We start from the raw sequence: 22126 nt of genomic DNA, 5'->3' as shown, positions 1-22126 counted from the left end.
TCCGCCGACATTGTCATGCCCAGATGGCGACCGGTATGCCAAAACCGTCAGCGAGTGGCGGGTTGGGAAATGGCTTCGCCCTGCCGCTGGCAATGCGCCCGGAGATCAGCATCATGACCGCCGCATCGAGGAAATCGTCGGCGGCCGCGCCACGCGGCGGTGGCTGGTCGAGAAAGTCGATGGCATAGCCGTGCCGGCACAGCAGCGCCTTGCGCTCCGCCATGCCGGCCGGATTGACGCTGCCCTTGATCTTCTTCGGCAGCAGCATGGCCCGGTCGTCATTCAGGCGCCAGAAGGCGACTTCCGGATGCGATTCGAAGACGCGGCCGCGCAGATCGGGCCGCGCGATCAGCAGGGCGTCGATCTCGCGGATCTTCGAGAAGATGCCGAAGGCCTGGATGGAAACGCCGCGCGGCGGGTCGGATGTGGCCCTTGCCACCTCGCTTGCCCTGCGATGCGCGGCATACCAGGCTTCGATAGTGGTGAAGTCGCTGGTGTCGGCATAGAGCGCTGCGCGGGACGGGATCGAAAAGACGCTGGACTGGCGCGCGGCAAGCTGCGGCCTGACCAGCGCCTCCGGTCCGCGGCCGCCCTTGCTGGAGAATTCGGGCAGGCCGATCGGCATGTCGACGGCGACAATCGCATCGTCGGGAGTTGCCGCGAGCAGCGCCGCGAAATTGGGGAAGATTTCAACCGAGGGCGCTGAACCGGGCCCGCGCCGCACGGCGATCCAGCCGGCCTTGCAGCCGTCGGCGCCGACCAGCACCGCCCCGGCCGAATTCACGCCCGGCGGTCCCGCCCCGGATGCGTGAGATGGCGCAGCTGCACCATGGCCATCGGCTGCGACAGGCTCTGGGCGTCGGTTTCGAGTTGCAGCTCGTCGCCGCCGCGCTTTGCCGTGCGCGCCAGGATCTCGTAGACCGCCGCGGTGGTCGATTGCAGCGCCTTGATCGGCGGCTGGCCGGAAAGGATACGGGCGAGGTAGACGGCCGCCGTCAGATCACCCAGGCCGTTCGGCGGCCTGTCGATCAGGCGATGTTCGGCCAGCAGCGCCTGGGTGCCGTCGAGCAGCAGATTGCCGGTGCCGCCAATCATCATCGATTGTGCCGAAGTGACCAGCATCGTCGACGGCCCGGCATGGAGTGCTGCCGCGATCACCGATTTCAGATCGGGCAGCGGCGTGCCGGCCATCCATTCCAACTCGTAGCGGTTGGGGGTGGCGATGTCGGCGATCGGCATCAGTCGGTCGCGCATGGCGGCGGCGATGGGCTCGGGCACATAGAGGCCGCCGGAATCGCCCATCACCGGATCGCAGATATAGACGGCATCGGACGTCCTGGCCTTGACAGCGGCGACCAGCGAGGCGACGGCCTCGGCCTGGCCGGCCTCGCCGAGATAGCCCGACAGCACCGCGCCGACCTCGCCCAGCCATGGCGCGCGCTCCAGATCGGCCATCAGCGCCTTGAACTGGTCGAGCGGCGGCACGATACGCGTCGCCCGCCCATGGCCGGGATGCCAGGGCAGGATGACCGTCGGCACCGCCCAGACCGGAAAGCCCAGGGTCTCCAGCGCAAAGACGGCGGCACGATTGCCGACCGAGCCACGGGCGACATGGCTGGAAATGACGATGACCGCACGCGGCGCGTCGGGTTTTTCGGCGCTCATTGTTTTTTGATTCCTAGCTGCCCCGGATGAGGAAAAGCACGAGCCAGACCATCAGGCCCAGCGCCAGAAGCAGGCCGAGTATCCTGCCAATGCGTGTGCCCCAGACCTCGATCGGATCGGTGCGGTCGGCATCGGCGGCGGAGACATGGTCGCGCACGCCTTTCGTCGTCCGCGCCACCAAGGAGGTACCGGCTGGATCGGTCTCCCGCGCGACGCGCTCGAGGATGCGGCGCGATTCCCTGTCGCTGTCCTGGCGTTGCGCCATGATGATATCCCGTTTTGACCGGACCTTATCGCGTTCGCGCGGCCAATCACAGGGCCTTGCGGCAAGGCGATGGATGCCGTCGCTGGCCCGGAGGCCGAGGCCGTTTTCTTGCGCGCCGATTGTGGTAATGCTTCGCATGCAACTTCTATCGAGGGACCCCATCATGCTCGCCCAGCGCCTTGCTCGACCATCGCCATTCCGCACGCTGCCCGCCTTCCTGATGATGGCAATCGTGCTGCCGCTGCTTGCCGGCTGCGGCTACAACACGATCCCGACAGCGGAGGAAAACGCCAGGGCGGCCTGGAGCGAGGTGCTGAACCAGTATCAGCGCCGCGCCGACCTTATCCCCAATCTGGTCGAGACGGTCAAAGGCTATGCCTCGCATGAAAAGGACACGCTGGATGCGGTGGTCGAGGCGCGCGCCAAGGCCACGCAGATCACGGTGACGCCGGAAACGCTGAAGGATCCCGAGGCCCTCAAGAAGTTCCAGGATGCCCAGGCCGGGCTGACCAGCGCGCTGTCGCGGCTGATCGCGGTGTCGGAGGCCTATCCCGACCTCAAGGCCAACCAGAATTTTCTGGCGCTGCAGGCCCAACTCGAGGGCACCGAGAACCGCATCGCGGTGGCACGGCGCGACTACATCCAGGCGGTCAGGGACTACAATCTGACGCTGAAGACCTTCCCGTCGGTGCTGTGGGCGACCTTCTGGTTCCGCGGCAACGAGCCCTTCGCCAACTTCACCGTCGACGAAGACAAGATGCAGCCGCCGAAGGTCGATTTTGGCACGAAACAGGGCGGATAATTCGCGAAATCGGCTGAGCGTCTCTTTGCCACAAGACGGACCGCTGGCGTGCAAACACCCCCCTCTGTCCTGCCGGACATCTCTCCCCCAAAGGGGGAGATCAGTCGTGGTCCAGGCTTTCGCCAATGTTCAGCCTCTCAAAGTGAGACCCGGCAACGAAGCTGCCAATCTCCCGCCTCGAGGGGGAGATGTCCGGTAGGACAGAGAGGGGGGCCTCGCGCTTACCTCACCCTTCTTGGCCTTCTTGCCAGCCTGCTTTTTCTCCCCCTGGCCGCCCGCGCCGCGGACCTGCCGGCGCTTACCGGCCGCGTCGTCGACAATGCCGGCATCATCGATGCCGGCACAAAAGCGGCGCTGACACAGAAGCTCGCCGATTTCGAGACAAAGGGCTCCGACCAGATCGTCGTCGCCACCATCCCCAGCCTCGACGGCGAGGAGATCGAGCCCTACGCCAACCGGCTGTTCCGCTTCTGGAAGCTTGGCCGGGCCAAGGAGAACAATGGCGTGCTTCTGCTGGTCGCCAAGAACGACCGCAAGATGCGCATCGAGGTCGGCTACGGGCTGGAAGGCACGCTGACCGACCTGCACACCAAGCTGATCATCGAAAACGACATGGTGCCGGCGTTCCGCGCCGGCGATTTCTCCGGCGGCATCTCCAAGGCCGTCGACGACATGGTCATGGTGCTGGAAGGCAATCCGGAGGAGCTAGAAGCGCGCGGCAAGCGCAACCAGCAGGCGCCGTTCAATTCCGACGACCTGTTCTTCGCCATTTTCATCAGCATCTGGGCGATCATCTTCTTCGGCAGCATCGCCGCCTCCATCCTGCCGCCGATCTTCGGCAAGAAGCTTGGACCCGGCCGCTATCGCTGGCTCGGCATGACGTTCGAGCCCGGCCGGCGCTCCTCCTCGGGTGGCGGCTGGTCCTCCGGCAGTTCCGGCGGCGGCTGGTCTTCGGGCGGCGGTGGCTTTTCCGGCGGCGGCGGTTCGTCCGGCGGCGGCGGCTCCTCGGGAAGCTGGTGAAGGCATGACGACACGCCGCCTACCGAGGCCCGGCCGTTTCAACACGACGATCCACGTTGTTCTGGCCGTTCTGGCGCTGCTGTTGTCCTGCTTCGCGGTTTTTGCCGCCGAATTGCCAGCGCTGACCGGCCGCGTCGTCGACAATGCCGGCATCATCGATGCCGGCACCAAGGCGGCGCTGACACAGAAGCTCGCCGATTTCGAGACAAAGGGGTCCGACCAGATCGTCGTCGCCACCATCCCCAGCCTCGGCGGCGAGGAGATCGAGCCCTACGCCAACCGGCTGTTCCGCTTCTGGAAGCTTGGCCAGGCCGGAGAGAACAACGGCGTGCTTCTGCTGGTCGCCAAGAACGACCACAAGATGCGCATCGAGGTCGGCTACGGGCTGGAAGGCACGCTGACCGACCTGCACACCAAGCTGATCATCGAAAACGACATGGTGCCGGCGTTCCGCGCCGGCTATTTCTCCGGCGGCATCTCCAAGGCCGTCGACGACATGGTCATGGTGCTGGAAGGCAATCCGGAGGAGTTGGAAGCGCGCGGCAAGCGCAATCCCGCCGACAGCAGCACCCCCATCGACCCGATCGTCGCGGTGTTCCTGATCCTGTGGGCGACGATGTTCTTCGGCGGCCTGGCCATGGCGTTCCTCCCGCCGATGTTCGGCACCAAGCTGTCGCCGGGCGTGTATAGATGGCTGGGCATGACGTTTCGTTACGGCAAGGGGCCAAGCGGATCCTCGGGCGGGAGCGGCTGGACGACCGGTTCGTCGGGCAGCGGCTGGTCGTCGGGCAGTTCCAGCGGCTGGTCGTCCGGGTCGAGCGGCGGCGGGTTCTCGGGCGGCGGCGGCTCGTCCGGTGGTGGCGGTTCTTCAGGAAGCTGGTGAGACAATGGCAACACGACCGATCAGCCCGCAGGATCATGAGCGCATCGCCGACGCGATCCGCGCCGCGGAAACCAAAACCGACGGCGAGATCTACTGCGTCGTCGCCCATGCCAGCGAAGGCTATTTCGCTCCGGCCGCCATGATGGCGACGCTAGGTATGCTGGTGGTCAGCCTCGCCGTCGCCTATGGGCTGGAGGCATCGTGGCTCACCATCCGCCTGCCGCATTTCGTCATCGCGCAATTGCTGGCACTGGCCTGCGTGCTTGCCCTGTTGTGGGCTGTTCCCGGCCTGCGCATCCATATGGTGCCACGGCGGCTGCGCTATCAGGCCGCACACGCCAATGCGATCAAGCAGTTCCTCGCCCGCAACGTCCATCGCACCACGGCGCGCACCGGCGTGCTGGTCTTCGTCTCGATCGCCGAGCGCTATGCCGAGGTGGTCGCCGATTCGGGCATCGACGCCAAGGTCGGCCAGCATGTCTGGGACGGCGTGGTGGGTGACCTGACGGCGCATGCCGGCGACGACCGGCTTGCCGATGGGTTCGTCAAGGCGATCGAGCAGGTGGGGGCGGTACTGGCCGAGCATTTCCCGGTCACATCCGGCGATACCAACGAGCTCGACGACCATCTGGTCGAAATCTGAGAGCCTGCCGATAGGCGCCACTTTACCGGTCCGGCCTGTTTCCAGACAGGCTTTTGCGCGATGTCAACAATGTGAGGATCGGCTGTGAGAAAGCGGCCGGCGGGCCGCCCCGGACTCTTGCAATCGCCCGATGCGGGTTTATGGTTAACAAATCATGAATACGCTGACGATCGACATCCGGAAAGCCGACCCGCGCGATGCAGGCGCCATTGCCGAAGTGCATCTGGAAGCCTGGCGCGGCGCCTATTCCGGCATCATTCCACACCGCACGCTGACGTCGATGATCAACCGCCGCGGCGCCGACTGGTGGGCGAATGCGATTCGCCGTGCCGCCACCGTTCTGGTCGTCGAAATCGGCGGCACCGTCGCCGGCTATGCGACGATCGGCAAGAACCGCGCCCGGGAACTCAAGCAGCAGGGCGAGATCTACGAACTGTACCTGCGCCCGGAATATCAGGGCATCGGCCTCGGCCGGCGGCTGTTTTCGGCGGCCAGGGCGCGCCTTGCCGACCACGGGCTGAAGGGCATGGTGGTGTGGGCGCTGGAAGACAACCAGAACGCGCTGGCCTTCTATGCCGGCGCCGGCGGCCGCGATGTCGCCGAGGGCGTCGAGATCTTCGAGCAGAAAGCGCTGAAGAAGGTCGCCTTCGTCTGGGAATGACCGCCGGGCGATGATTGCGCAAAGCAAGGCCGGTACGCGGTGCGGTATCCCGGTGAAATCACGACGCTGAAACATCTTGTGCCGATGATTGAACGCGTGTGACGCCATCGCGTCCCGCCTGACGTTCGCGAGCACCATTCGCCGCATTGCGCCATTGTGCGCCGCCCGCTATCTCCTCCCGACCGAGAGAGGGACAAATCCATGCGCATTGAAGCCATAGCCACCGGAAAGAATCCGCCCGAAGACGTCAACGTCATCATCGAAGTGCCGATCGGCGGCGAGCCGATCAAGTATGAGATGGACAAGGAGGCCGGCACGCTGTTCGTCGACCGCTTCCTGCACACCTCGATGCGCTATCCCGGCAATTACGGCTTTGTGCCGCACACGCTGTCGGGCGATGGCGATCCGATCGACGTGCTGGTCTGCAACACGCGCGCGCTGGTGCCGGGCTGCGTCATCAATGTGCGGCCGATCGGCGTCTTGATCATGGAAGACAATGCCGGCCAGGACGAGAAGGTCATCGCGGTGCCATCGCCCAAACTGACGCTGCGTTACGAGAACGTTACCGAGTATACGCAGCTGCCCGACATCACCCTGCAGCAGGTGCAGCACTTCTTCGAGCACTACAAGGATCTCGAGCCCGGCAAATGGGTCAAGATCGAAGGCTGGCACGATTCCAAATATGCCAAGAAGATGATCGTCGACGCGATCGAGCGGGCGAAGAAGAGCAAGTAGCTTAGAGCGGTCCACCGTTTCACAGAAACGGCAAACCGCTCCAACTTTTTGTTTGACGCGATTCCGAACGGAAAACCGCTTCGGTCAGTTATCCACCCGGCCGAAAGCCGGCACATTGCCGATGACGATGTGCCGGTCCTTGCCGCAGGCGAAGGTTCGCGCCTTCGCGTCGGCGAGCTTGCGCGCCTGATCGTTGGCTTGCGGGTTGCCGGTGGCCAGCACGAGGCCGACCGTGCAGCTTTCTCGCGCGTCCATCTGGCCGACCTTGGCGACAAGCAGCACGTCCGTCGATTTGTCCTGAACCTCGGCATCGCTGATCGTGCGGCGGTGGATGACCGCGAAGGGCACGGCCTTGTCGCCATTGGTTTCGATGCGCCATTCAACCTTGGCCGCGGACGAATTGAAGCCTGAAAAACTTTCCCAGACGGACGTCATGTCGCCGCCGGGCGGAAAACCGTAGAACAGCGATTCACGGGCGTCGTCATAGGCGATGAGCACGGGATAGCCACGATAGCCCGAACAGGCGAGATCGGCCCAGTCGCCGTCGCCTTCCGCGGCCTGCGCATAGGTCACGCAATCCTTCTTCGAGTCGAGATCGGTATAGGCGCTGGATATGTCGCCGGCACGAGCCACCTGACACAGGCCGGCAAGCGCAAGCGGGATCAAAGTGGCACGCATGACGACAATCTCCAGTTAGGCCGGAGCAACGTATCGCCAAACGCTATTTCTTCAAGCTCGCTTCGATCAGCAGATCGGCGTTCGTCGCCACCGACTGGGCGGGGCCGCCGAGGCCGAACAGCTGGCCGCTGATATAGGCGCCTTCGATCAAAAGCAGCAGCCCGTCACCCAGAGTGTCGGCGTCTTGCGCCCCCATCGCGGCGGCCATGGCGCGCAGCCGGCGGCGCAGTTCCTGCTTGTTGGCTTCGCTCACCACGCGGGCCGGATGGCTGTGGTCGGGATACTCGACCGCCGCGTTGGTCATGCCGCAGCCGCGATAGTCGGCCACCTGCGTGCGCTTGCCAATGCGGGTCAGGAAAGCCTTGATCTGCGCGCGCGGGTCGTCCGGATGGGCTTTGACGGCCTCGTCGAAACGTTCCCAATATTCAAGATCGTATTGCCGAAGATAGGAAGCGGCCAATTCGTCCTTGGAAGGGAAGCTGCGATAGAGGCTGGGCTTGGTGACGCCGGCGCGTTTGACGATCTCGTCGACGCCGATTGCCCTGATGCCGCGCCGGTAGAAAAGGTCATACGCCACGTCGAGGATCTTCTTGGCCGCCTTCGGCGGCGCCGATGCATGATCGTCGCTGATGGACAGTTCAATATTTTTGTCGGTTGGCATCACGGGACTCGATTGACAATGTTACCGATCGGTACGTATACATGCTCCCATCTTGCAACGTACCGGTCAGTAACATGATAGCTCAATCCCGTCCGTTTGGCCAGCGCTACGCCTTCGTGGTGGTCGGTGTCATCTTCCTTTGCCTGCTGATCGCCGCAGGGCTTCGCTCGGCGCCCGCCGTCATGATGCTGCCGCTGGAAAACAGCTTCGGCTGGCGGCGCGATGTCATCTCGCTGGCGGCCGGCGTCGGCATCCTGCTCTATGGTCTGACGGGTCCGTTCGCCGCCGCGTTGATGGAGCGGATCGGGCTGCGCCGCACGCTGATCGCATCGCTGCTGGTGATGTCGGGTTCGACCGCTCTCAGCCTGCTGATGACCAAGCCCTGGCATCTCTTCATCACCTGGGGCGTCTTCTCGGGCATCGGCTCCGGCGCTGTTGCCAGCGTGCTCGGCGCCACCATCGTCAACCGCTGGTTCAAGACCAATCGCGGCCTGGTCATGGGATTGATGTCGGCCTCCAGCGCCACCGGCCTGCTGGTGTTCCTGCCGCTGCTCGCCTCGCTGGCGCAATCGGGCGGCTGGAAGCCGGTCGCCATCGCCGTCGCGGTCGCCACGGCCTGTCTGCTGCCGCTGGTCTGGCTGCTGGTGCCGGAGCGCCCGGCCTCGATCGGCATGGTGCGCTATGGCGCCGAGGCCGACGACGTTCCGCCGGTGCCGCCGGCATCGCAGGGCAATTTCCTGGCGCATACGCTGAACACGCTGCGCCGCGCCGCCGGCACGCGGGTGTTCTGGTACCTGTTCGCCACCTTCTTCGTCTGCGGCTTCACCACCAACGGGCTGGTCGGCACGCACCTGATCGCCTTCTGCGGCGACATGGGCATCGGCGAGGTGCAGGCCGCCGGCCTGTTGTCGATGATGGGCATTTTCGACCTGATCGGCACGACGCTGTCGGGCTGGCTCACCGACCGTTTCGATCCGCGCAAGCTGCTCGGCGTCTACTATGCCATCCGCGGCCTGTCGCTGATCTACCTGCCCTATTCCGGCTTCTCGGCGACCAGCCTGATCATCTTCGCCGTCCTCTACGGCCTCGACTGGATCGCCACCGTGCCACCGACGCTACGGCTTGCCAACGAGGCGTTTGGCGACCGCAGCGGCCCGATCGTATTCGGCTGGATCGTCGCTGGCCATCAGGTCGGTGCCGCCACCGCGGCCGCCTTCGGCGGCACGATGCGCGAGCTGCAGGGCAATTACGAACTGGCTTTCCTCATCGCCGGCATGACGGCCATCGCGGCCGCCTGTATTTCGCTGCTGATCAACACCAGCCAGCCGGCTTTCGATCCGGAACCGCAAGCCGCGTAAGGCGAGAGGCGAGCTGACGGCCGTCAGACCGCCTTGTGCGTTCAGGGCGTGTCGATGGTTGCCGCTGTCCGAGACGGCAATTTATGTGCGGTCAGTCCGGGTAGCAGACCATCGGAATGTTCGGCCACACGGCGCTGTCGCAGTTGGCGGCGTCCTGGCGCTGCTTGAAGGCGGCGCTGACCGGTCCCGTCACCATCGGGTCAACGCCGTCGGGCGCATCGGCAAAAGCCTGTTCGGCGGTCCGGGCGTCTGACTGCGCAACGGCGCGCGCGCCTTTCTGGGTCGCGGCAGCCGACTGCGCGGCATTGGCCACCAACAGCAAGGCAAAGGCCACCGAAGCGATGAGCGGCCAAAATCGGTTGAGTTTATCGGTCATGTCGGTCGAACTGCTCGGGCCCTGAAAGGTTCCCGCCTTGGTTAACAAAATCATCTCACACGCAGATGCTTAAGATTTGATGAGTATTTGGTGTCGCGCTTCCCCTTTCGCAACTGCGAAAAACCCTGTATGAGCCGCGCAACCGAAAGAGGCAGCGCCTTTGGCCTGCTGCCTGCAACGCTTCCGAGACCCAGAACATGAAACTCCGTAATATCGCGATCATCGCGCACGTCGACCATGGAAAGACCACCCTTGTCGACCAGCTTTTGAAGCAGTCCGGCTCCTTCCGAGACAACCAGCGCGTCGCCGAGCGCGCCATGGATTCCAACGACCTGGAAAAGGAGCGCGGCATCACCATCCTGGCCAAGGCGACCTCGGTCGACTGGAAGGACACCCGCATCAACATCGTCGACACCCCCGGCCACGCCGATTTCGGCGGCGAGGTGGAGCGCATCCTGTCGATGGTGGATTCGGCGATCGTCTTGGTCGATGCCGCCGAGGGCCCGATGCCGCAAACCAAATTCGTCGTCGGCAAGGCGCTCAAGGTCGGGCTGAAGCCGATCGTCGTCATCAACAAGATCGACCGCCCGGACGCCCGCCATGTCGAGGTGGTCAACGAGGTTTTCGACCTGTTCGCCGCGCTCGACGCCACCGACGAGCAGCTCGACTTCCCGATCCTCTACGGTTCGGGCCGCGATGGCTGGGTTTCGGAAAATCCGGAAGGTCCCAAGGACCAGCAGCTTGCGCCGCTGTTCGATCTCGTCATCAAGCATGTGCCGGCGCCGACCGTCCATCCCGGCCCGTTCCGCATGATCGGCACCATCCTGGAAGCCAACCCCTTCCTCGGCCGCATCATCACCGGCCGTATCGAATCCGGCACGCTGAAGGCCAACCAGGCGGTCAAGGTGCTGCACCATGACGGCACGCAGATCGAAACCGGCCGCATCTCGAAGATCCTGGCTTTCCGCGGCCTCGAGCGCCAGCCGATCGAGGAAGCCCAGGCGGGTGATATCGTCGCTATTGCCGGCCTGTCCAAGGGTACCGTCGCCGACACGTTCTGCGACCTGTCGGTGACCGAGGCGCTGCATGCGCAGCCGATCGATCCGCCAACCGTGACGATGTCCTTCCTGGTCAATGATAGCCCGCTCGCCGGCACCGAAGGCGACAAGGTGACCAGCCGTGTCATCCGTGACCGCCTGCTGCGCGAAGCCGAAGGCAATGTCGCGCTGAAGATCGAGGAATCGCCCGACAAGGATTCGTTCTTCGTCTCAGGCCGTGGCGAATTGCAGCTTGCCGTGCTGATCGAGACGATGCGCCGCGAAGGCTTTGAAATCGCCGTGTCGCGGCCGCGCGTCGTCATGCAGAAGGGCGAGAACGGCGAATTGCTGGAACCGGTCGAGGAAGTCGTCATCGACGTCGACGAGGAACATGCCGGCGTGGTCGTGCAGAAGATGTCGGAGCGCAAGGCCGAGATGGTCGAACTGCGCCCCTCCGGCGGCAACCGCCAGCGCATCGTCTTCCACGCGCCGACGCGCGGCCTGATCGGCTACCAGTCGGAACTTCTGACCGACACGCGCGGCACCGCCGTGATGAACCGGCTGTTCCATGCCTATGAGCCCTACAAGGGCGAACTGCCGGGGCGCACCAACGGCGTGCTGATCTCCAACGAGCAGGGCGAATCGGTCGCCTACGCCATGTGGAACCTGGAAGACCGCGGCCCGATGGTCATCGATCCGGGCGTCAAGGTCTATCAGGGCATGATCATCGGCATCCACTCCCGCGACAACGACCTCGAAGTGAACGTGCTGAAGGGCAAGAAGCTGACCAACATCCGCGCTGCCGGCAAGGACGAGGCGGTCAAGCTCACCCCGCCGATCCGCATGACGCTGGAACGCGCGCTGGCCTGGATCCAGGACGACGAGCTGGTCGAGGTGACGCCGAAGACCATTCGGCTGCGCAAGCTCTATCTCGACCCGAACGAGCGCAAGCGGTTCGAGAAGTCGTCCAAGGCGGTCGGCGCGGCATAAGTTTTTCTTCCGACGATTTTCCCAGAGGGGCGGAGCACAAGGTGCTCCGCCCCTCTCTCGTTTACCCGCCGGCAGCACAGATGATCGCTTCCTGATCCGGCTCGCCGGCCAGGTCGATGCGGACCGTCATTCCCTGGCGAGCCGGCTTGCGCAAGGCTTTGGCGCCGTCCGGATCGACGACCAGCAGGCGCCGCTCCTCCAACGCCAGGAGCCGCGAGCGCGAGATGCTGAGTTCATTGGCGAGCAGACGATCGAGCCGGAGCGATGTCGGCATTTCGAGCCCGAGCTGGAGCTCCAGGGCCAACGCGGTTTCCCTGGCGCCGCCAAGCAGCCGCTTATGCACCGCGACATCGGGAAACTCCTCGACGCGTCCCACCTGATTGCGCAAGGCGACGACGTCGAAGGCATGGCGCCGCGCCAGTACCGGGTCGTTGCTTTCGAGCGCCTGCAGCAGGGCCGGTTCGATGTCGCGGCGGTTGCAGCGCTCGAAAATGCCGAAATTCCAGGAATTGTCGCAGTCGACGCAGCGATAGATGAGCCACACGTCGATGCGCTTACCATTGGCGTTGACGCGGAATTTTCCGCTGCAGCGATAGGCCTTCACGCCGCCGCAGCGATTGCAGCTGATCAGCGGTCGGGGTGCGATTTGGGCCGCGATCGCCCAATGGATGCGTAGAGTGCCGGACATGCCGATAAGCCCTTCCCGTCGGGAAGTTCATCAGGTCGGCACGATCGAGATGCCCATGCGGGCGCGGCGTGGCGGTCGGCTGCGGAGATGGTCAGGTGTCGCTGGCGGAAAGCGCGCGACAGTGGTTCAGCAGTGCCAAACCGGTCTCGAACCGCCGCCCAGAGGAACACGTGAACATGAAACAGGCACCGCGGGTGCGGCGCCATGCAAGTGAGTCGGGGGAGTTGACGAGACCGGCGGTTACTGAGGCAAAGTGAAGCTCGAAAATGTTTCGCGGCGGGTCTTCTACCCTTAGCCAACAAGGACCGCAAGGGAGGCAGTAACTTCGAACGAATGATGGCTTCCGACGTTATTCGGGGGCGATCATTTGGCGACGGAAGGTGGGAAACTGCCGTCGGTTCCAACCACTTGCGATCACCTTTCTGATGACGCTGGTGCCCAAGGGGGGTATGCTCTCGATGTCTTCAATGGTTCGCAAGACGGAATAGTGATCGACCTTTTCGGAGTAACGCCCTGGTTCAACTCCAAATCCATAGAATACAGTAAATATATGATTATCTGTATGGTAGTCGTCTTCGTCGAACGTCACTATCAAAAGGCTGTTGTTTTTCTTCGACCAAGCCGCGTAGCCCCCAAGGTAAGTTTTCAACCAGGCATCCGCCGCCTCTATTGTGCCATCATGCATGTCATTGTCGAGATTGGGGATTACGAAGCTAACGGATGGTAGCTTCGCATAGTCGCGAGGGAACTGGGCCAAAGGCTTCTCAAATCCCTTTGAATCCGCAAACGATTCCCAGGGATTGTGTTTTCGCGGCGATCTGGCTTCGACGTAGCCCGCGAACGTCTTGCTGTGAGCCCGAAGACGAGCGGCCAGGTTCGGCGCTGCAAAGCTATGCATGCCATCGTCATGGACGCCTTGTGTCAGGCCGCTGAACAGCGCGAGGTAATTGGGTTGGCTGGGGTGAGCAACCCCATAGGATTGCTCGAACAGCGCGCCGCCCTTTGCCAGCCTGTTCAAATAGGGGGCGGCTCGCCTCGCCAGGGAAATCTGCTCAAAGCTGTGGTTCTCCATGATCACGACAACCACGTGATCATATTTCGGCGGCTTTGCCGACGATGCGACAGCCTGGAGCCCTCCGCTCAGCGCCATGATGGCTGCCAGGACAGCCAGCATGGAGAACCGTCGAACGACCGCGCGCCTTGGCACAACCACGAAAACGCCTCCTTCCGCCTGCTCGGCAAGATCAACCTGACTGCAAGTCGGGCATGGCAGTCAAGGGCATGGCCAAACGCGGAGCCAGTCCGGGATCCGCTGCCACCGGCGTTGCAAGCGGCGATGTCGATCGGATATCGTCCGCCCTTCAACCGTTTGGAGGCAGTGCCATGCATCTCACCTCGCTGCTGATTTTCGCCGCCGCCTTGTTCGTTGCCGCCGGCTCACCCGGTCCGTCGATCGCGGCACTGGTCGCACGCGTCATCGCGAAGGGCTTTCGCGACGTGTTCCCCTTCCTGCTCGCCATGTGGATCGGCGAGGGCATCTGGCTGTCGCTGGCAGTGTTCGGACTTGCCGTGGTGGCGCAGACTTTTCACTTCGCCTTTGTCGTGGTGAAGTGGGTCGGTGTCGCCTATCTCGCTTACCTTGCCTGGAAGATGTGGACGGCGCCTGTCGATGCCAAGGAGGGCGAGATGCCGCGCGAGGATTCGCCGGCGAAGCTGTTCTTCGCCGGCATGGCGGTGACGCTCGGCAACCCCAAGATCATGATGTTCTACCTGGCGCTGCTGCCGACCATCATCGACCTCGCCTCGGTCAGCATTGTCGGCTGGGTCGAGCTGACGGCGACAATGGCGGTGGTTTTGATCGCCATCGATCTCGCCTGGGTGCTCGCCGCCGCGCAGGCGCGCAAGCTGCTGAAGAGCAAGCGCGCCATGAAGATCGCCAACCGCGTCAGCGCCACCACAATGGCCGGCGCCGCCGCGGCGATCGCGGCGCGGTCTTGAGCATGATCCTGAGGCGAGGCGTCAGGCCATCATATTGATGATCGGTGCGATCTCGACGTTGCAGTTCGGCATGGCCAGCATCGGGCAGCCCTTGGCCTTTTCGGCGGCATCGTCGATATCCTTGGCCTCGATGATCGAGTAGCCGCCGGTCGGGTTGCTGCCGCCGTTGTTTTCTATCTTGCCGCCAGGCAGGACGGTCTTCGACATGCCGACTGGATTGCCTTGATCGACAACGGCCGAGCCAAGCTTTCCAAACCAGCCTGTCCAGGCGTCGGTCATCGCCTTTCGCTCGGTTTCGCTCGTCGGCATCTTGCCGGAGCCGTGATAGACATAGAGAAACTTCGCCATGTTCTCCTCCCGTGATGAGCGGCATTGAACCGGCATGCGGTCATGCCGCCCGCCGATCATCGGACCAAACCGGCAAACACGCAACGGAAATGAGAAGTGACTAATATAAGGCGCGTTGGGCCTCCCGCGAGCCTCAACGCGCCATGGCATGATACTCGTCGTTCGGCCGCATGTCGATTGCCGCGGCCACCCGGTTCGACATGTTGAAGAAGGCCGCGGTCGAGGCGATGTCCCAGATGTCGCGGTCGCTGAAGCCGGCCTTGCGAAGTGCGGCCCGGTCGGCCTCGACGATCTTGGCCGGCTCCTCCGTCAGCTTGACGGCGAATTCGAGCATCGCGGCCCGCCTCGGCGAAAGATCGGCGGCGCGGAAATTCATCACCATCATCTCGCCGAGCGCCGGGTCACCCGACAGCTGGCGCACCGCGGCGCCGTGCGCGGTCAGGCAGTAGTAGCAATGGTTGATCGAGGAGACTGCAACGGCGATCATCTCCCGCTCCAGCTTCGACAGGTCGGACTCACCCAGCATCAGGTCGTTGTACATGTCGGTGAAGGCGCGCAGTTTCTTGTCGTCGAAGGCATAGGCCTTGAGCACGTTGGGAACCAGGCCGAGCTTTTCCTCGCATTTGGCGAAATAGGCCTTTGTCGGCTCGCTCAGCTCTCCCGAGGCCAGATCAAGCGCTGAAATTTTGCCGGTCATGTGTCGTTTCTCCTGGTTGGATGATGGCTTGCCGCCGAATTCCGATAATTCTCGGCAAGCCGTCAAACCTTTGTCGCCAAACAGCGGTCATCTGCTACGATAGCCGTAAAAGCATTCGACGGGAGGCAATAGCGTCATGGCCAATCCAAAAACCGCAAATCCGCCAAAAAAGAGCGCGGCAAAGGTAGCGGCAAAGGCAGAAGACAGGTCCGGCAAGCTCGCCGACTATCTGCTGGCACGAGCTCCTGCAGAAGACATTGCCGCCTATGACGTCGCCGATCTCGTGCGCGCCGCCGATCTCGCCGGGCGCGCTGTCGCCAGACATAAAAAGGGCGATTGCGTCGTCGCCATAGATGTCGATTCCGAGGTCGTTCGCCAAGGCCGCCCGGTGACGGTGATCACCGTCGTCAACGACAATATGCCGTTCCTGTTCGATTCCGTCCTTGGCGAGATCACCGATAGCGCCGGTGAGCCTTTGCTGGTTACCCATCCGGTGATCGTCGTCAGGCACGGCAAGGGCGGCGTCGAGGAAATCCTCGGTGACGGCGGCCACGCCAAGGGGGACACCGGCCATGACCGGCTGAGCGTGATTCATGTCCATATCGGCCGCCTGCCGCCCGACCAGGCCGAAGCCTTGGCCGGTCGACTGAAGAAGCTGCTCGGCCAGGTGCGCGCCGCCGTGACCGACTGGAAGCCGATGCTGGCCCGCCTCGACCAGGCGATCTCCGAATTCCGCTACTCGCCGGTGCCACTCGACAAGACCAGCGTCACCGAGGCGATAGCCTTCCTCGAATGGTTGCGGGACGACAACTTCACCTTCCTAGGCATGCGCGAGTTCAAATACACCGGCAGCGAAAAGAGCGGCATGCTGGAGCGCGCCGACAAGCCCGGCCTCGGCATCCTGTCCGATCCCGATGTGCTGGTGCTGCGGCGCGGCACCGAAGCGGTGACCACCACGCCCGAGATTCGCGCCTTCCTGCATGGGCCGGAGCCGCTGATCGTCACCAAGGCCAATGCCAAGTCTTCCGTGCACCGCCGCATCTATCTCGATTACATCGGCGTCAAGACCTACACCGCCAAGGGTGTGCTGTCGGGCGAACTGCGCATCGTCGGCCTGTTCACCTCGACCGCCTACACGCGCTCGGTGATGAAGATACCGTATCTGCGGTCGAAGGCCGAAACCATCATTGCCAAATCCGGCTTCAATCCGGGTGATCATTCCGGCAAGGCGCTGATCAACGTGCTGGAGAGCTATCCGCGAGACGAACTGTTCCAGGTCCCGGTGCCGATCCTGCGCAAGCACGCCGAGGCTATTCTGGGCCTGGTGGAGCGTCCCCGCGTCAGGGCGCTGGTGCGTGCCGACCAGTTCGACCGCTTTGTCTCGATCCTCGTCTTCGTGCCGCGTGACCGTTACGACAGCGTCGTGCGCGAGAAGATCGGCGCCTATCTGAAAACGGCGTTCGAGGGGCGGTTGTCGGCCTACTACCCGGCCTTTCCGGAAGGCGGGCTGGCGCGGGTGCATTTCATCATAGGCCGCTCCGGCGGCAAGACGCCGAAAATCGAGCAGGCGACGATCGAGGAAGCGATCCGCGACATTGTCCGCACCTGGGACGACGCGCTTCGGGAAACAGCGGCCGAGACTGGAGCCGATCCCGCACGGACGGCGATCGCCGCACGGTTTTCCGAAAGCTATCGCGATAGTTTCTCGCCGGCCGTGGCGCTGGCCGATGCCGGGCGCATCGCCAGGATCAGCGCCGCCAATCCGATCGCCATCGACTATTACCGCCATGGCGAGCAGAAGCCGCACCAGGCGGCGCTGAAGATCTATCACCACGGCAGCCCGGTGGCGCTGTCGCGGCGCGTGCCGGTGCTGGAAAACATCGGCTTCCGCGTCATCAGCGAGCGCACTTTCGAGGTCGGCGACGACCAGTCCGGCATGATCAACGGTGATCAGCCCGGCATGGTCTTCATCCACGACATGGAACTGGAGAACAGCTACGGCAAGCCGATCGACCTTACCGATGGCGGCGCGCTGTTCGAGGACGCTTTCCTGTCGGTGTGGCGCGGCGACGTCGACAATGACGGCTACAATGGCCTCGCCCAGACCGCCGGCCTGTGGTCCGGCGAAATCACCATCCTGCGCGCCTATGGCCGCTATCTGCAGCAGGTCGGCATTCCGCAAAGCCAGGATTTCATCGCCGCGGCGCTTAACCGCTATCCAGAGATCGCGCGCGGCCTGCACGCGCTGTTCATCGCCCGGCTCGGCTCAATGGCGGAGACAGAGGGCGTGGTGGCGGCAAAGCACCTCAAGGCAAAGATCAGGGATGCGCTGGAGGATGTGCCCAACATCGACGACGACACCATCATCCGCCGCTACCTCAATCTGATCGAGGCCTCGCTGCGCACCAATCATTTCGTTGCCGATACGAACGAGAAGGGCCAGTCGCTGGCGATCAAACTCGACTCGCAGGCGATCGAGGGACTGCCAGCGCCACGGCCATGGCGCGAGATCTTCGTCTACGGTTCCGAGGTCGAGGGCGTGCATCTGCGCTTCGGCCCGGTGGCGCGCGGCGGCCTGCGCTGGTCGGACCGCGCCCAGGACTACCGCACCGAGGTGCTCGGCCTGGTCAAGGCGCAGCAGGTCAAGAACGCCGTCATCGTGCCGGTCGGCGCCAAGGGCGGCTTCTTCCCCAAACGCCTGCCGACGGGCGGCAGCCGAGACGCGATCTTCGAGGTCGGCACCTCGGCCTACAAGAATTTCGTCTCCAGCCTTTTGTCGATCACCGACAATATCGGCCTGGACGGGGTCATCCCGCCGGCCGGCGTCATGAGGCGCGACCAGGACGATCCCTATTTCGTCGTCGCCGCCGACAAGGGCACGGCGACCTTTTCCGACACCGCCAACGCGATCTCCGAGAAGCATGGCTTCTGGCTCGACGATGCCTTCGCCAGCGGCGGCTCTGCCGGCTATGACCACAAGAAGATGGGCATCACCGCCAAGGGCGCCTGGGAAGCGGTCAAGCGGCATTTCCGCGAGATCAACCGCGACATCCAGACCTCGCCTTTCACTGTCGTCGGCGTCGGCGACATGTCGGGCGACGTGTTCGGCAACGGCATGCTGTTGTCGCCGCGGACAAGGCTGATCGCCGCCTTCGACCATCGCGACATCTTCATCGATCCCGATCCCGACATGGCGGCCTCGATGGCCGAGCGCGAACGGATGTTCGCGCTGGCGCGTTCGAGCTGGCAGGACTATGACAAGACGAAGCTGTCGGAAGGCGGCGTCATCGTCTCGCGCAGCCAGAAGTCGATCACCTTGCCTACGGCGGCAGCGGCGGCGATCGGCCTGACAAAGACGACCGCCACGCCAGCCGAGATCATGACCGCCATCCTCAAGGCGCCGGTCGACCTCCTGTGGTTCGGCGGCATCGGCACCTATCTCAGGGCCTCCACCGAAACCAATGCCGAGGTCGGCGACCGCGCCAATGACGCCATCCGCGTCACCGCGCTCGACGTGCGCGCCAAGGTGATCGGCGAGGGCGCCAATCTCGGCGTCACGCAACGCGCCCGCATCGAGTTCGGCATGAATGGCGGCCGCTGCAATTCCGACGCCATCGACAATTCGGGCGGCGTCAACTGCTCCGACGTCGAGGTCAACATCAAGATCGCGCTGGCGTCGGCCATGCGCAAGGGATCGCTGACGCGACCGGCGCGCAACAAGCTGCTGGCCGAGATGACCGGCGAGGTCGGCGGGCTTGTGCTCTCCAACAACTACCAGCAGACGCTGGCGCTTTCGATCGCCCGCAAGCGCGGCCTTGCCGACATCGCGCACCAGGCCCGCTTCATGTCGGCGCTCGAAGCGCGCGGGCTGCTAGACCGCGCCGTGGAGACGCTGCCGTCGCCGGCTGCCCTTGCCGAGCGCGAGGCGCGCGGCGAGCCGCTGACCAGGGCCGAGCTCGGCGTGCTGCTCGCCTATGCCAAGATCGTGCTGTTTTCCGACATCGTCGCCAGCGACGTGCCTGACGATGCGCATTTCGACCGTGACCTGATGGGCTATTTCCCGGACCGGATGGCGAAGAAATACGCCGCCGAAATCCACGGTCACCGGCTGCGCCGCGAGATCATCGCCCGCGTCGTCGCCAACGATTTGGTCAATCGCGGCGGCCCGTCCTTCGTCAACCGGCTGCAGGAAGCCACCGGGCGCACCGCCGCCGACGTGGTGCGCACCTTTGCCGTGGTGCGAGACGGCTTCGCGCTGCCGGCGCTCTATAGCGAGATCGACGCGCTCGACAACCAGATCGACGGCCAGGTGCAGCTCGATCTCTACCAGATGGTCAGCCGGCTGATCTATGTGACCAGCGGCTGGTATCTGAAGAACGATGCCGGCACGGCGCCGCTCGGCCAACGCATCGCCGAGCTGCAGGACGCGCGCAAGGCGCTGGAGCCGAAGCTCGTTTCGCTGCTGCCGGCGTTTTCGCGCGAGCGGATCGAGGAGAAGCGGCACGGGCTGTTCAAGGCCGGCGCGCCGGAAAGGCTGGTCGAGCAGCTGGCGCTGAGCGAGGTGGCGGAACTCGTCCCCGACATCGCGCTGACGGCGCGCACGGCCGGCGCCGACATTGTCGCCGCCGCCAAGGCTTTCTTTGCGGTCAGCGATGCCTTCCGCATCCCGCGTGTCGAGGACGCGGCGCGCTCGATCACGCCGTCGGACTACTACGACCAGTTGGCGCTGTCGCGCGCCACCGACACGATCGGCGCGGCGCGGCGCGGCATCGCGGTCGCGGCGCTCACCGGCCATGCCAAGGCAGCGGATCCGGTGGCGGCCTGGCTGGAAGCCGGCGGCGAGCGCGTGGCGCGCATCCGCGAGCGGCTGCAGGCGCTGACCGAAGGCGGCGACATCACCGTGTCGCGGCTATCGGTGGCGTCTGGGCTGATGAGCGATCTGACCGGGATGTGAGGCTTCGGAGGCCTACCCTCCTCCTCGTGCGGAGGGTCGCTGCGAAGCAGCGGGTGGAGGCGGCGCCGACCCCACGCGGACCTTCGGTCCGACCTCCCCACAAGGGGGAGGTAGGGGGTGGCGCCCGCCACGCTTGTCATTTGCATGAGCATCAGAAACATGCAGACATGGCGCCCGACGCGGGTGGGGCCGAGGGAATCATCATGGCGGTAGAGACAGTGCAGCGGGCGTCCGGGCGCGGCATCTGGGGATGGATGTTCTTCGACTGGGCGGCGCAGCCGTTCTTCACGGTCGTCACCACTTTCATCTTCGGTCCGTATTTCGTCTCGCGCATGGCTGGCGATCCCAACACCGGCCAAGCGGTCTGGGGCTACGGCATCGCCGCGGCAGGGCTGGTCATCGCCGTGCTGTCACCGATCCTCGGTTCGATCGCCGACCAGACCGGGCCGCGCAAGCCGTGGATCGCTTTCTTCGCCGCGATCAAGATCACCAGTCTCGCTTTGCTCTGGTTTGCCGCACCCGGCTCGAACCTGTTCCTGGTCGCGGCTTTGTTCTCGCTGGCGTCGGTAGCAGCGGAATTTTCTACTGTGTTCAACGATTCGATGATGCCGCGGCTGGTGCCGAAGAGCGAGATCGGCCGCATCTCCAACACGGCCTGGGGTCTCGGCTATCTCGGCGGTATGATCGCGCTGATCTTTGTCGTCACCTGCCTCGCCGGCTCGCCGGAGAGCGGCAAGACGATCATCGGCATCGACCCGCTGTTCGGGCTCGATCCGAAGCTCGGCGAGGATGCGCGCGCCACCGGACCGCTGTCGGCCGGTTGGTATTTCCTGTTCATCCTGCCGATGTTCTTCTTTACGCCCGACGCCATCAAGGGCATCCCGATCGGGCCGGCGGTGCGGGAAGGCCTGTCGGAGCTGAAATCGACGCTGGCCGAGGTGCGCAGGCGCGGCGGCATCTTCCGCTTCCTCGTCGCCCGCATGATCTACCAGGACGGCGTCAACGCGCTGCTGGCGCTTGGCGGCACCTTCGCGGCGGGCATGTTCCAGTGGTCGATCACCGAGATCGGCATGTTCGGCATCATCCTCAATGTCGTCGCCATTTTCGGCTGCTGGATCGCGGCACGCCTCGACACCGCGCTCGGCTCCAAGGCCGTGGTGATGATCGCGCTGGTCATGCTGTCGATAGCAACCATAGGCGTCATCTCGACGGGGCCGGGCTTCACGCTGCTGGGCCTGATCCAGCTCCCGACCACCGATTCGGGCGGCCTGTTCGGCACAGCGGCCGAAAAGGCCTATATCCTCTACGGGCTGTTGATCGGCCTGGCTTTCGGCCCCGTGCAGGCGTCGTCGCGCTCCTACATGGCGCGCAGCGTGACAGCGGCGGAATCCGGCCGCTATTTCGGCATCTACGCGCTGGCCGGTCGGGCGACCAGCTTCCTGGCGCCGTTCCTGGTGGCGACCATCACCGCGCTCTCCGACTCGGCGCGGCTCGGCATGGCCGTGATCATCCTGTTCCTCGGCATCGGCATGGCAATACTGGTTCGCACGCCGTATCCGGCGGATCGGCCGTCGGAGTAGCGCCTTACCCTCCCCCTTGTGGGGAGGGTCGATCCGCGAAGCGGAGCGGGGTGGGGGTCAGCGCCATTACCCCACCTCGGCGGGGGG

At 64.2% G+C, this 22126-nt stretch carries 21 protein-coding genes; 11 read left to right on the top strand and 10 right to left on the bottom strand.

The annotated features are described in order from the left end of the window. Positions 1-13 precede the first annotated feature (13 nt). The 3 genes from FJV80_RS32440 to FJV80_RS32430 are packed head-to-tail and all read right to left on the bottom strand — an operon-like array spanning position 14 to position 1930. Complete coding sequence (locus FJV80_RS32440) at positions 14-784, bottom strand: DUF429 domain-containing protein (protein ID WP_142878339.1); 771 nt, start codon at positions 782-784, stop codon at positions 14-16. Beyond that, entirely contained in the window at positions 781-1665 is an 885-nt protein-coding gene (gene pdxY / locus FJV80_RS32435) for a pyridoxal kinase PdxY (protein ID WP_142878338.1), read from the bottom strand. Before pdxY ends, FJV80_RS32440 begins: the two co-directional genes overlap by 4 nt. 13 nt (positions 1666-1678) lie before the next feature. Further along, positions 1679-1930, bottom strand: coding sequence for a hypothetical protein (locus FJV80_RS32430; protein WP_095774867.1), 252 nt, complete (start codon positions 1928-1930; stop codon positions 1679-1681). Between the two features lie 163 nt (positions 1931-2093). On the opposite strand from FJV80_RS32430, the gene FJV80_RS32425 reads away from it, so the two are divergent. The 6 genes from FJV80_RS32425 (at position 2094) to ppa (ending at position 6674) form a co-directional block, all read left to right on the top strand. Further along, positions 2094-2732, top strand: a complete 639-nt coding sequence (locus FJV80_RS32425; RefSeq protein ID WP_095774694.1) for a LemA family protein — start codon at positions 2094-2096, stop codon at positions 2730-2732. A gap of 252 nt (positions 2733-2984) precedes the next feature. After that, the gene (locus FJV80_RS32420; RefSeq protein WP_142878344.1) at positions 2985-3752 is read left to right on the top strand and encodes a YgcG family protein; all 768 of its coding nucleotides are present in this window, start codon (positions 2985-2987) and stop codon (positions 3750-3752) included. Between the two features lie 4 nt (positions 3753-3756). Next, positions 3757-4635 carry a YgcG family protein gene (locus FJV80_RS32415; protein WP_142878337.1) on the top strand — a complete coding sequence of 293 codons (879 nt, stop codon included), beginning with the start codon at positions 3757-3759 and terminating at the stop codon, positions 4633-4635. Between the two features lie 4 nt (positions 4636-4639). Further along, positions 4640-5278, top strand: coding sequence for a TPM domain-containing protein (locus FJV80_RS32410; RefSeq protein ID WP_142878336.1), 639 nt, complete (start codon positions 4640-4642; stop codon positions 5276-5278). A gap of 154 nt (positions 5279-5432) precedes the next feature. Next, on the top strand, positions 5433-5939 hold the full coding sequence (locus tag FJV80_RS32405; RefSeq protein WP_142878335.1) for a GNAT family N-acetyltransferase: 507 nt from the start codon (positions 5433-5435) through the stop codon (positions 5937-5939). Between the two features lie 201 nt (positions 5940-6140). Beyond that, on the top strand, positions 6141-6674 hold the full coding sequence (gene ppa, locus FJV80_RS32400) for an inorganic diphosphatase (RefSeq protein WP_038650389.1): 534 nt from the start codon (positions 6141-6143) through the stop codon (positions 6672-6674). 84 nt (positions 6675-6758) lie between these two features. On the opposite strand, the gene FJV80_RS32395 is transcribed toward ppa, so the two are convergent. Next, positions 6759-7352, bottom strand: a complete 594-nt coding sequence (locus tag FJV80_RS32395) for a hypothetical protein (protein WP_095794002.1) — start codon at positions 7350-7352, stop codon at positions 6759-6761. A 43-nt stretch (positions 7353-7395) separates the two neighbouring features. After that, a complete protein-coding gene (locus FJV80_RS32390; protein WP_095775861.1) occupies positions 7396-8013 on the bottom strand; it encodes a TetR/AcrR family transcriptional regulator in 618 nt (205 codons plus the stop codon). Between the two features lie 74 nt (positions 8014-8087). On the opposite strand from FJV80_RS32390, the gene FJV80_RS32385 reads away from it, so the two are divergent. Next, positions 8088-9371: an MFS transporter gene (locus FJV80_RS32385; RefSeq protein ID WP_179296103.1), complete on the top strand. Its 1284-nt coding sequence runs from the start codon at positions 8088-8090 to the stop codon at positions 9369-9371. 91 nt (positions 9372-9462) lie between these two features. On the opposite strand, the gene FJV80_RS32380 is transcribed toward FJV80_RS32385, so the two are convergent. Beyond that, a complete protein-coding gene (locus FJV80_RS32380; RefSeq protein WP_095790286.1) occupies positions 9463-9801 on the bottom strand; it encodes a hypothetical protein in 339 nt (112 codons plus the stop codon). Between the two features lie 143 nt (positions 9802-9944). Between FJV80_RS32380 and typA the strand changes: the two genes are divergently transcribed. Continuing rightward, positions 9945-11774, top strand: coding sequence for a translational GTPase TypA (typA, locus tag FJV80_RS32375; RefSeq protein WP_095775858.1), 1830 nt, complete (start codon positions 9945-9947; stop codon positions 11772-11774). A gap of 61 nt (positions 11775-11835) precedes the next feature. On the opposite strand, the gene FJV80_RS32370 is transcribed toward typA, so the two are convergent. Both FJV80_RS32370 and FJV80_RS32365 read right to left on the bottom strand, forming a co-directional pair. After that, entirely contained in the window at positions 11836-12462 is a 627-nt protein-coding gene (locus FJV80_RS32370) for a DUF1062 domain-containing protein (RefSeq protein ID WP_142878334.1), read from the bottom strand. A gap of 349 nt (positions 12463-12811) precedes the next feature. Then, positions 12812-13636, bottom strand: a complete 825-nt coding sequence (locus FJV80_RS32365; protein WP_185975298.1) for an alkaline phosphatase family protein — start codon at positions 13634-13636, stop codon at positions 12812-12814. 209 nt (positions 13637-13845) lie between these two features. On the opposite strand from FJV80_RS32365, the gene FJV80_RS32360 reads away from it, so the two are divergent. Next, on the top strand, positions 13846-14460 hold the full coding sequence (locus FJV80_RS32360; RefSeq protein WP_142878332.1) for a LysE family translocator: 615 nt from the start codon (positions 13846-13848) through the stop codon (positions 14458-14460). A gap of 21 nt (positions 14461-14481) precedes the next feature. Here the strand turns inward: FJV80_RS32360 and FJV80_RS32355 are convergent, their stop codons facing one another. Together FJV80_RS32355 and FJV80_RS32350 are read right to left on the bottom strand one after the other, a co-directional pair. Beyond that, positions 14482-14808: a YciI family protein gene (locus FJV80_RS32355; RefSeq protein ID WP_095775871.1), complete on the bottom strand. Its 327-nt coding sequence runs from the start codon at positions 14806-14808 to the stop codon at positions 14482-14484. Positions 14809-14941: 133 nt separating this feature from the next. Continuing rightward, positions 14942-15505: a peroxidase-related enzyme gene (locus FJV80_RS32350; protein WP_142878331.1), complete on the bottom strand. Its 564-nt coding sequence runs from the start codon at positions 15503-15505 to the stop codon at positions 14942-14944. A gap of 136 nt (positions 15506-15641) precedes the next feature. Between FJV80_RS32350 and FJV80_RS32345 the strand changes: the two genes are divergently transcribed. After that, positions 15642-20459, top strand: coding sequence for an NAD-glutamate dehydrogenase (locus tag FJV80_RS32345; RefSeq protein ID WP_142878330.1), 4818 nt, complete (start codon positions 15642-15644; stop codon positions 20457-20459). A gap of 203 nt (positions 20460-20662) precedes the next feature. Then, positions 20663-22039 carry an MFS transporter gene (locus FJV80_RS32340; RefSeq protein ID WP_142878329.1) on the top strand — a complete coding sequence of 459 codons (1377 nt, stop codon included), beginning with the start codon at positions 20663-20665 and terminating at the stop codon, positions 22037-22039. Positions 22040-22126: the final 87 nt, after the last annotated feature.

The sequence above is a fragment of the Mesorhizobium sp. WSM4310 genome, assembly GCF_007003935.1.
GTDB lineage: Bacteria > Pseudomonadota > Alphaproteobacteria > Rhizobiales > Rhizobiaceae > Mesorhizobium.
The sequence above is the reverse complement of the archived record's forward strand: the minus strand, read 5'-3'. Positions and strand labels throughout refer to the sequence as shown.

Bases quoted from the DNA above. Each gene is read 5' to 3' on its own strand.
- ppa (WP_038650389.1), top strand. From the start codon at position 6,141: ATGCGCATTGAAGCCATAGCCACCGGAAAGAATCCGCCCGAAGACGTC.
- FJV80_RS32425 (WP_095774694.1), top strand. From the start codon at position 2,094: ATGCTCGCCCAGCGCCTTGCTCGACCATCGCCATTCCGCACGCTGCCC.
- FJV80_RS32390 (WP_095775861.1), bottom strand. From the start codon at position 8,013: ATGCCAACCGACAAAAATATTGAACTGTCCATCAGCGACGATCATGCA.
- FJV80_RS32355 (WP_095775871.1), bottom strand. From the start codon at position 14,808: ATGGCGAAGTTTCTCTATGTCTATCACGGCTCCGGCAAGATGCCGACG.
- typA (WP_095775858.1), top strand. From the start codon at position 9,945: ATGAAACTCCGTAATATCGCGATCATCGCGCACGTCGACCATGGAAAG.
- FJV80_RS32365 (WP_185975298.1), bottom strand. From the start codon at position 13,636: ATGCTGGCTGTCCTGGCAGCCATCATGGCGCTGAGCGGAGGGCTCCAG.
- FJV80_RS32430 (WP_095774867.1), bottom strand. From the start codon at position 1,930: ATGGCGCAACGCCAGGACAGCGACAGGGAATCGCGCCGCATCCTCGAG.
- FJV80_RS32370 (WP_142878334.1), bottom strand. From the start codon at position 12,462: ATGTCCGGCACTCTACGCATCCATTGGGCGATCGCGGCCCAAATCGCA.
- FJV80_RS32345 (WP_142878330.1), top strand. From the start codon at position 15,642: ATGGCCAATCCAAAAACCGCAAATCCGCCAAAAAAGAGCGCGGCAAAG.
- FJV80_RS32395 (WP_095794002.1), bottom strand. From the start codon at position 7,352: ATGCGTGCCACTTTGATCCCGCTTGCGCTTGCCGGCCTGTGTCAGGTG.
- FJV80_RS32340 (WP_142878329.1), top strand. From the start codon at position 20,663: ATGGCGGTAGAGACAGTGCAGCGGGCGTCCGGGCGCGGCATCTGGGGA.
- FJV80_RS32385 (WP_179296103.1), top strand. From the start codon at position 8,088: ATGATAGCTCAATCCCGTCCGTTTGGCCAGCGCTACGCCTTCGTGGTG.
- FJV80_RS32405 (WP_142878335.1), top strand. From the start codon at position 5,433: ATGAATACGCTGACGATCGACATCCGGAAAGCCGACCCGCGCGATGCA.
- FJV80_RS32360 (WP_142878332.1), top strand. From the start codon at position 13,846: ATGCATCTCACCTCGCTGCTGATTTTCGCCGCCGCCTTGTTCGTTGCC.
- FJV80_RS32415 (WP_142878337.1), top strand. From the start codon at position 3,757: ATGACGACACGCCGCCTACCGAGGCCCGGCCGTTTCAACACGACGATC.
- pdxY (WP_142878338.1), bottom strand. From the start codon at position 1,665: ATGAGCGCCGAAAAACCCGACGCGCCGCGTGCGGTCATCGTCATTTCC.
- FJV80_RS32380 (WP_095790286.1), bottom strand. From the start codon at position 9,801: ATGATTTTGTTAACCAAGGCGGGAACCTTTCAGGGCCCGAGCAGTTCG.
- FJV80_RS32410 (WP_142878336.1), top strand. From the start codon at position 4,640: ATGGCAACACGACCGATCAGCCCGCAGGATCATGAGCGCATCGCCGAC.
- FJV80_RS32350 (WP_142878331.1), bottom strand. From the start codon at position 15,505: ATGACCGGCAAAATTTCAGCGCTTGATCTGGCCTCGGGAGAGCTGAGC.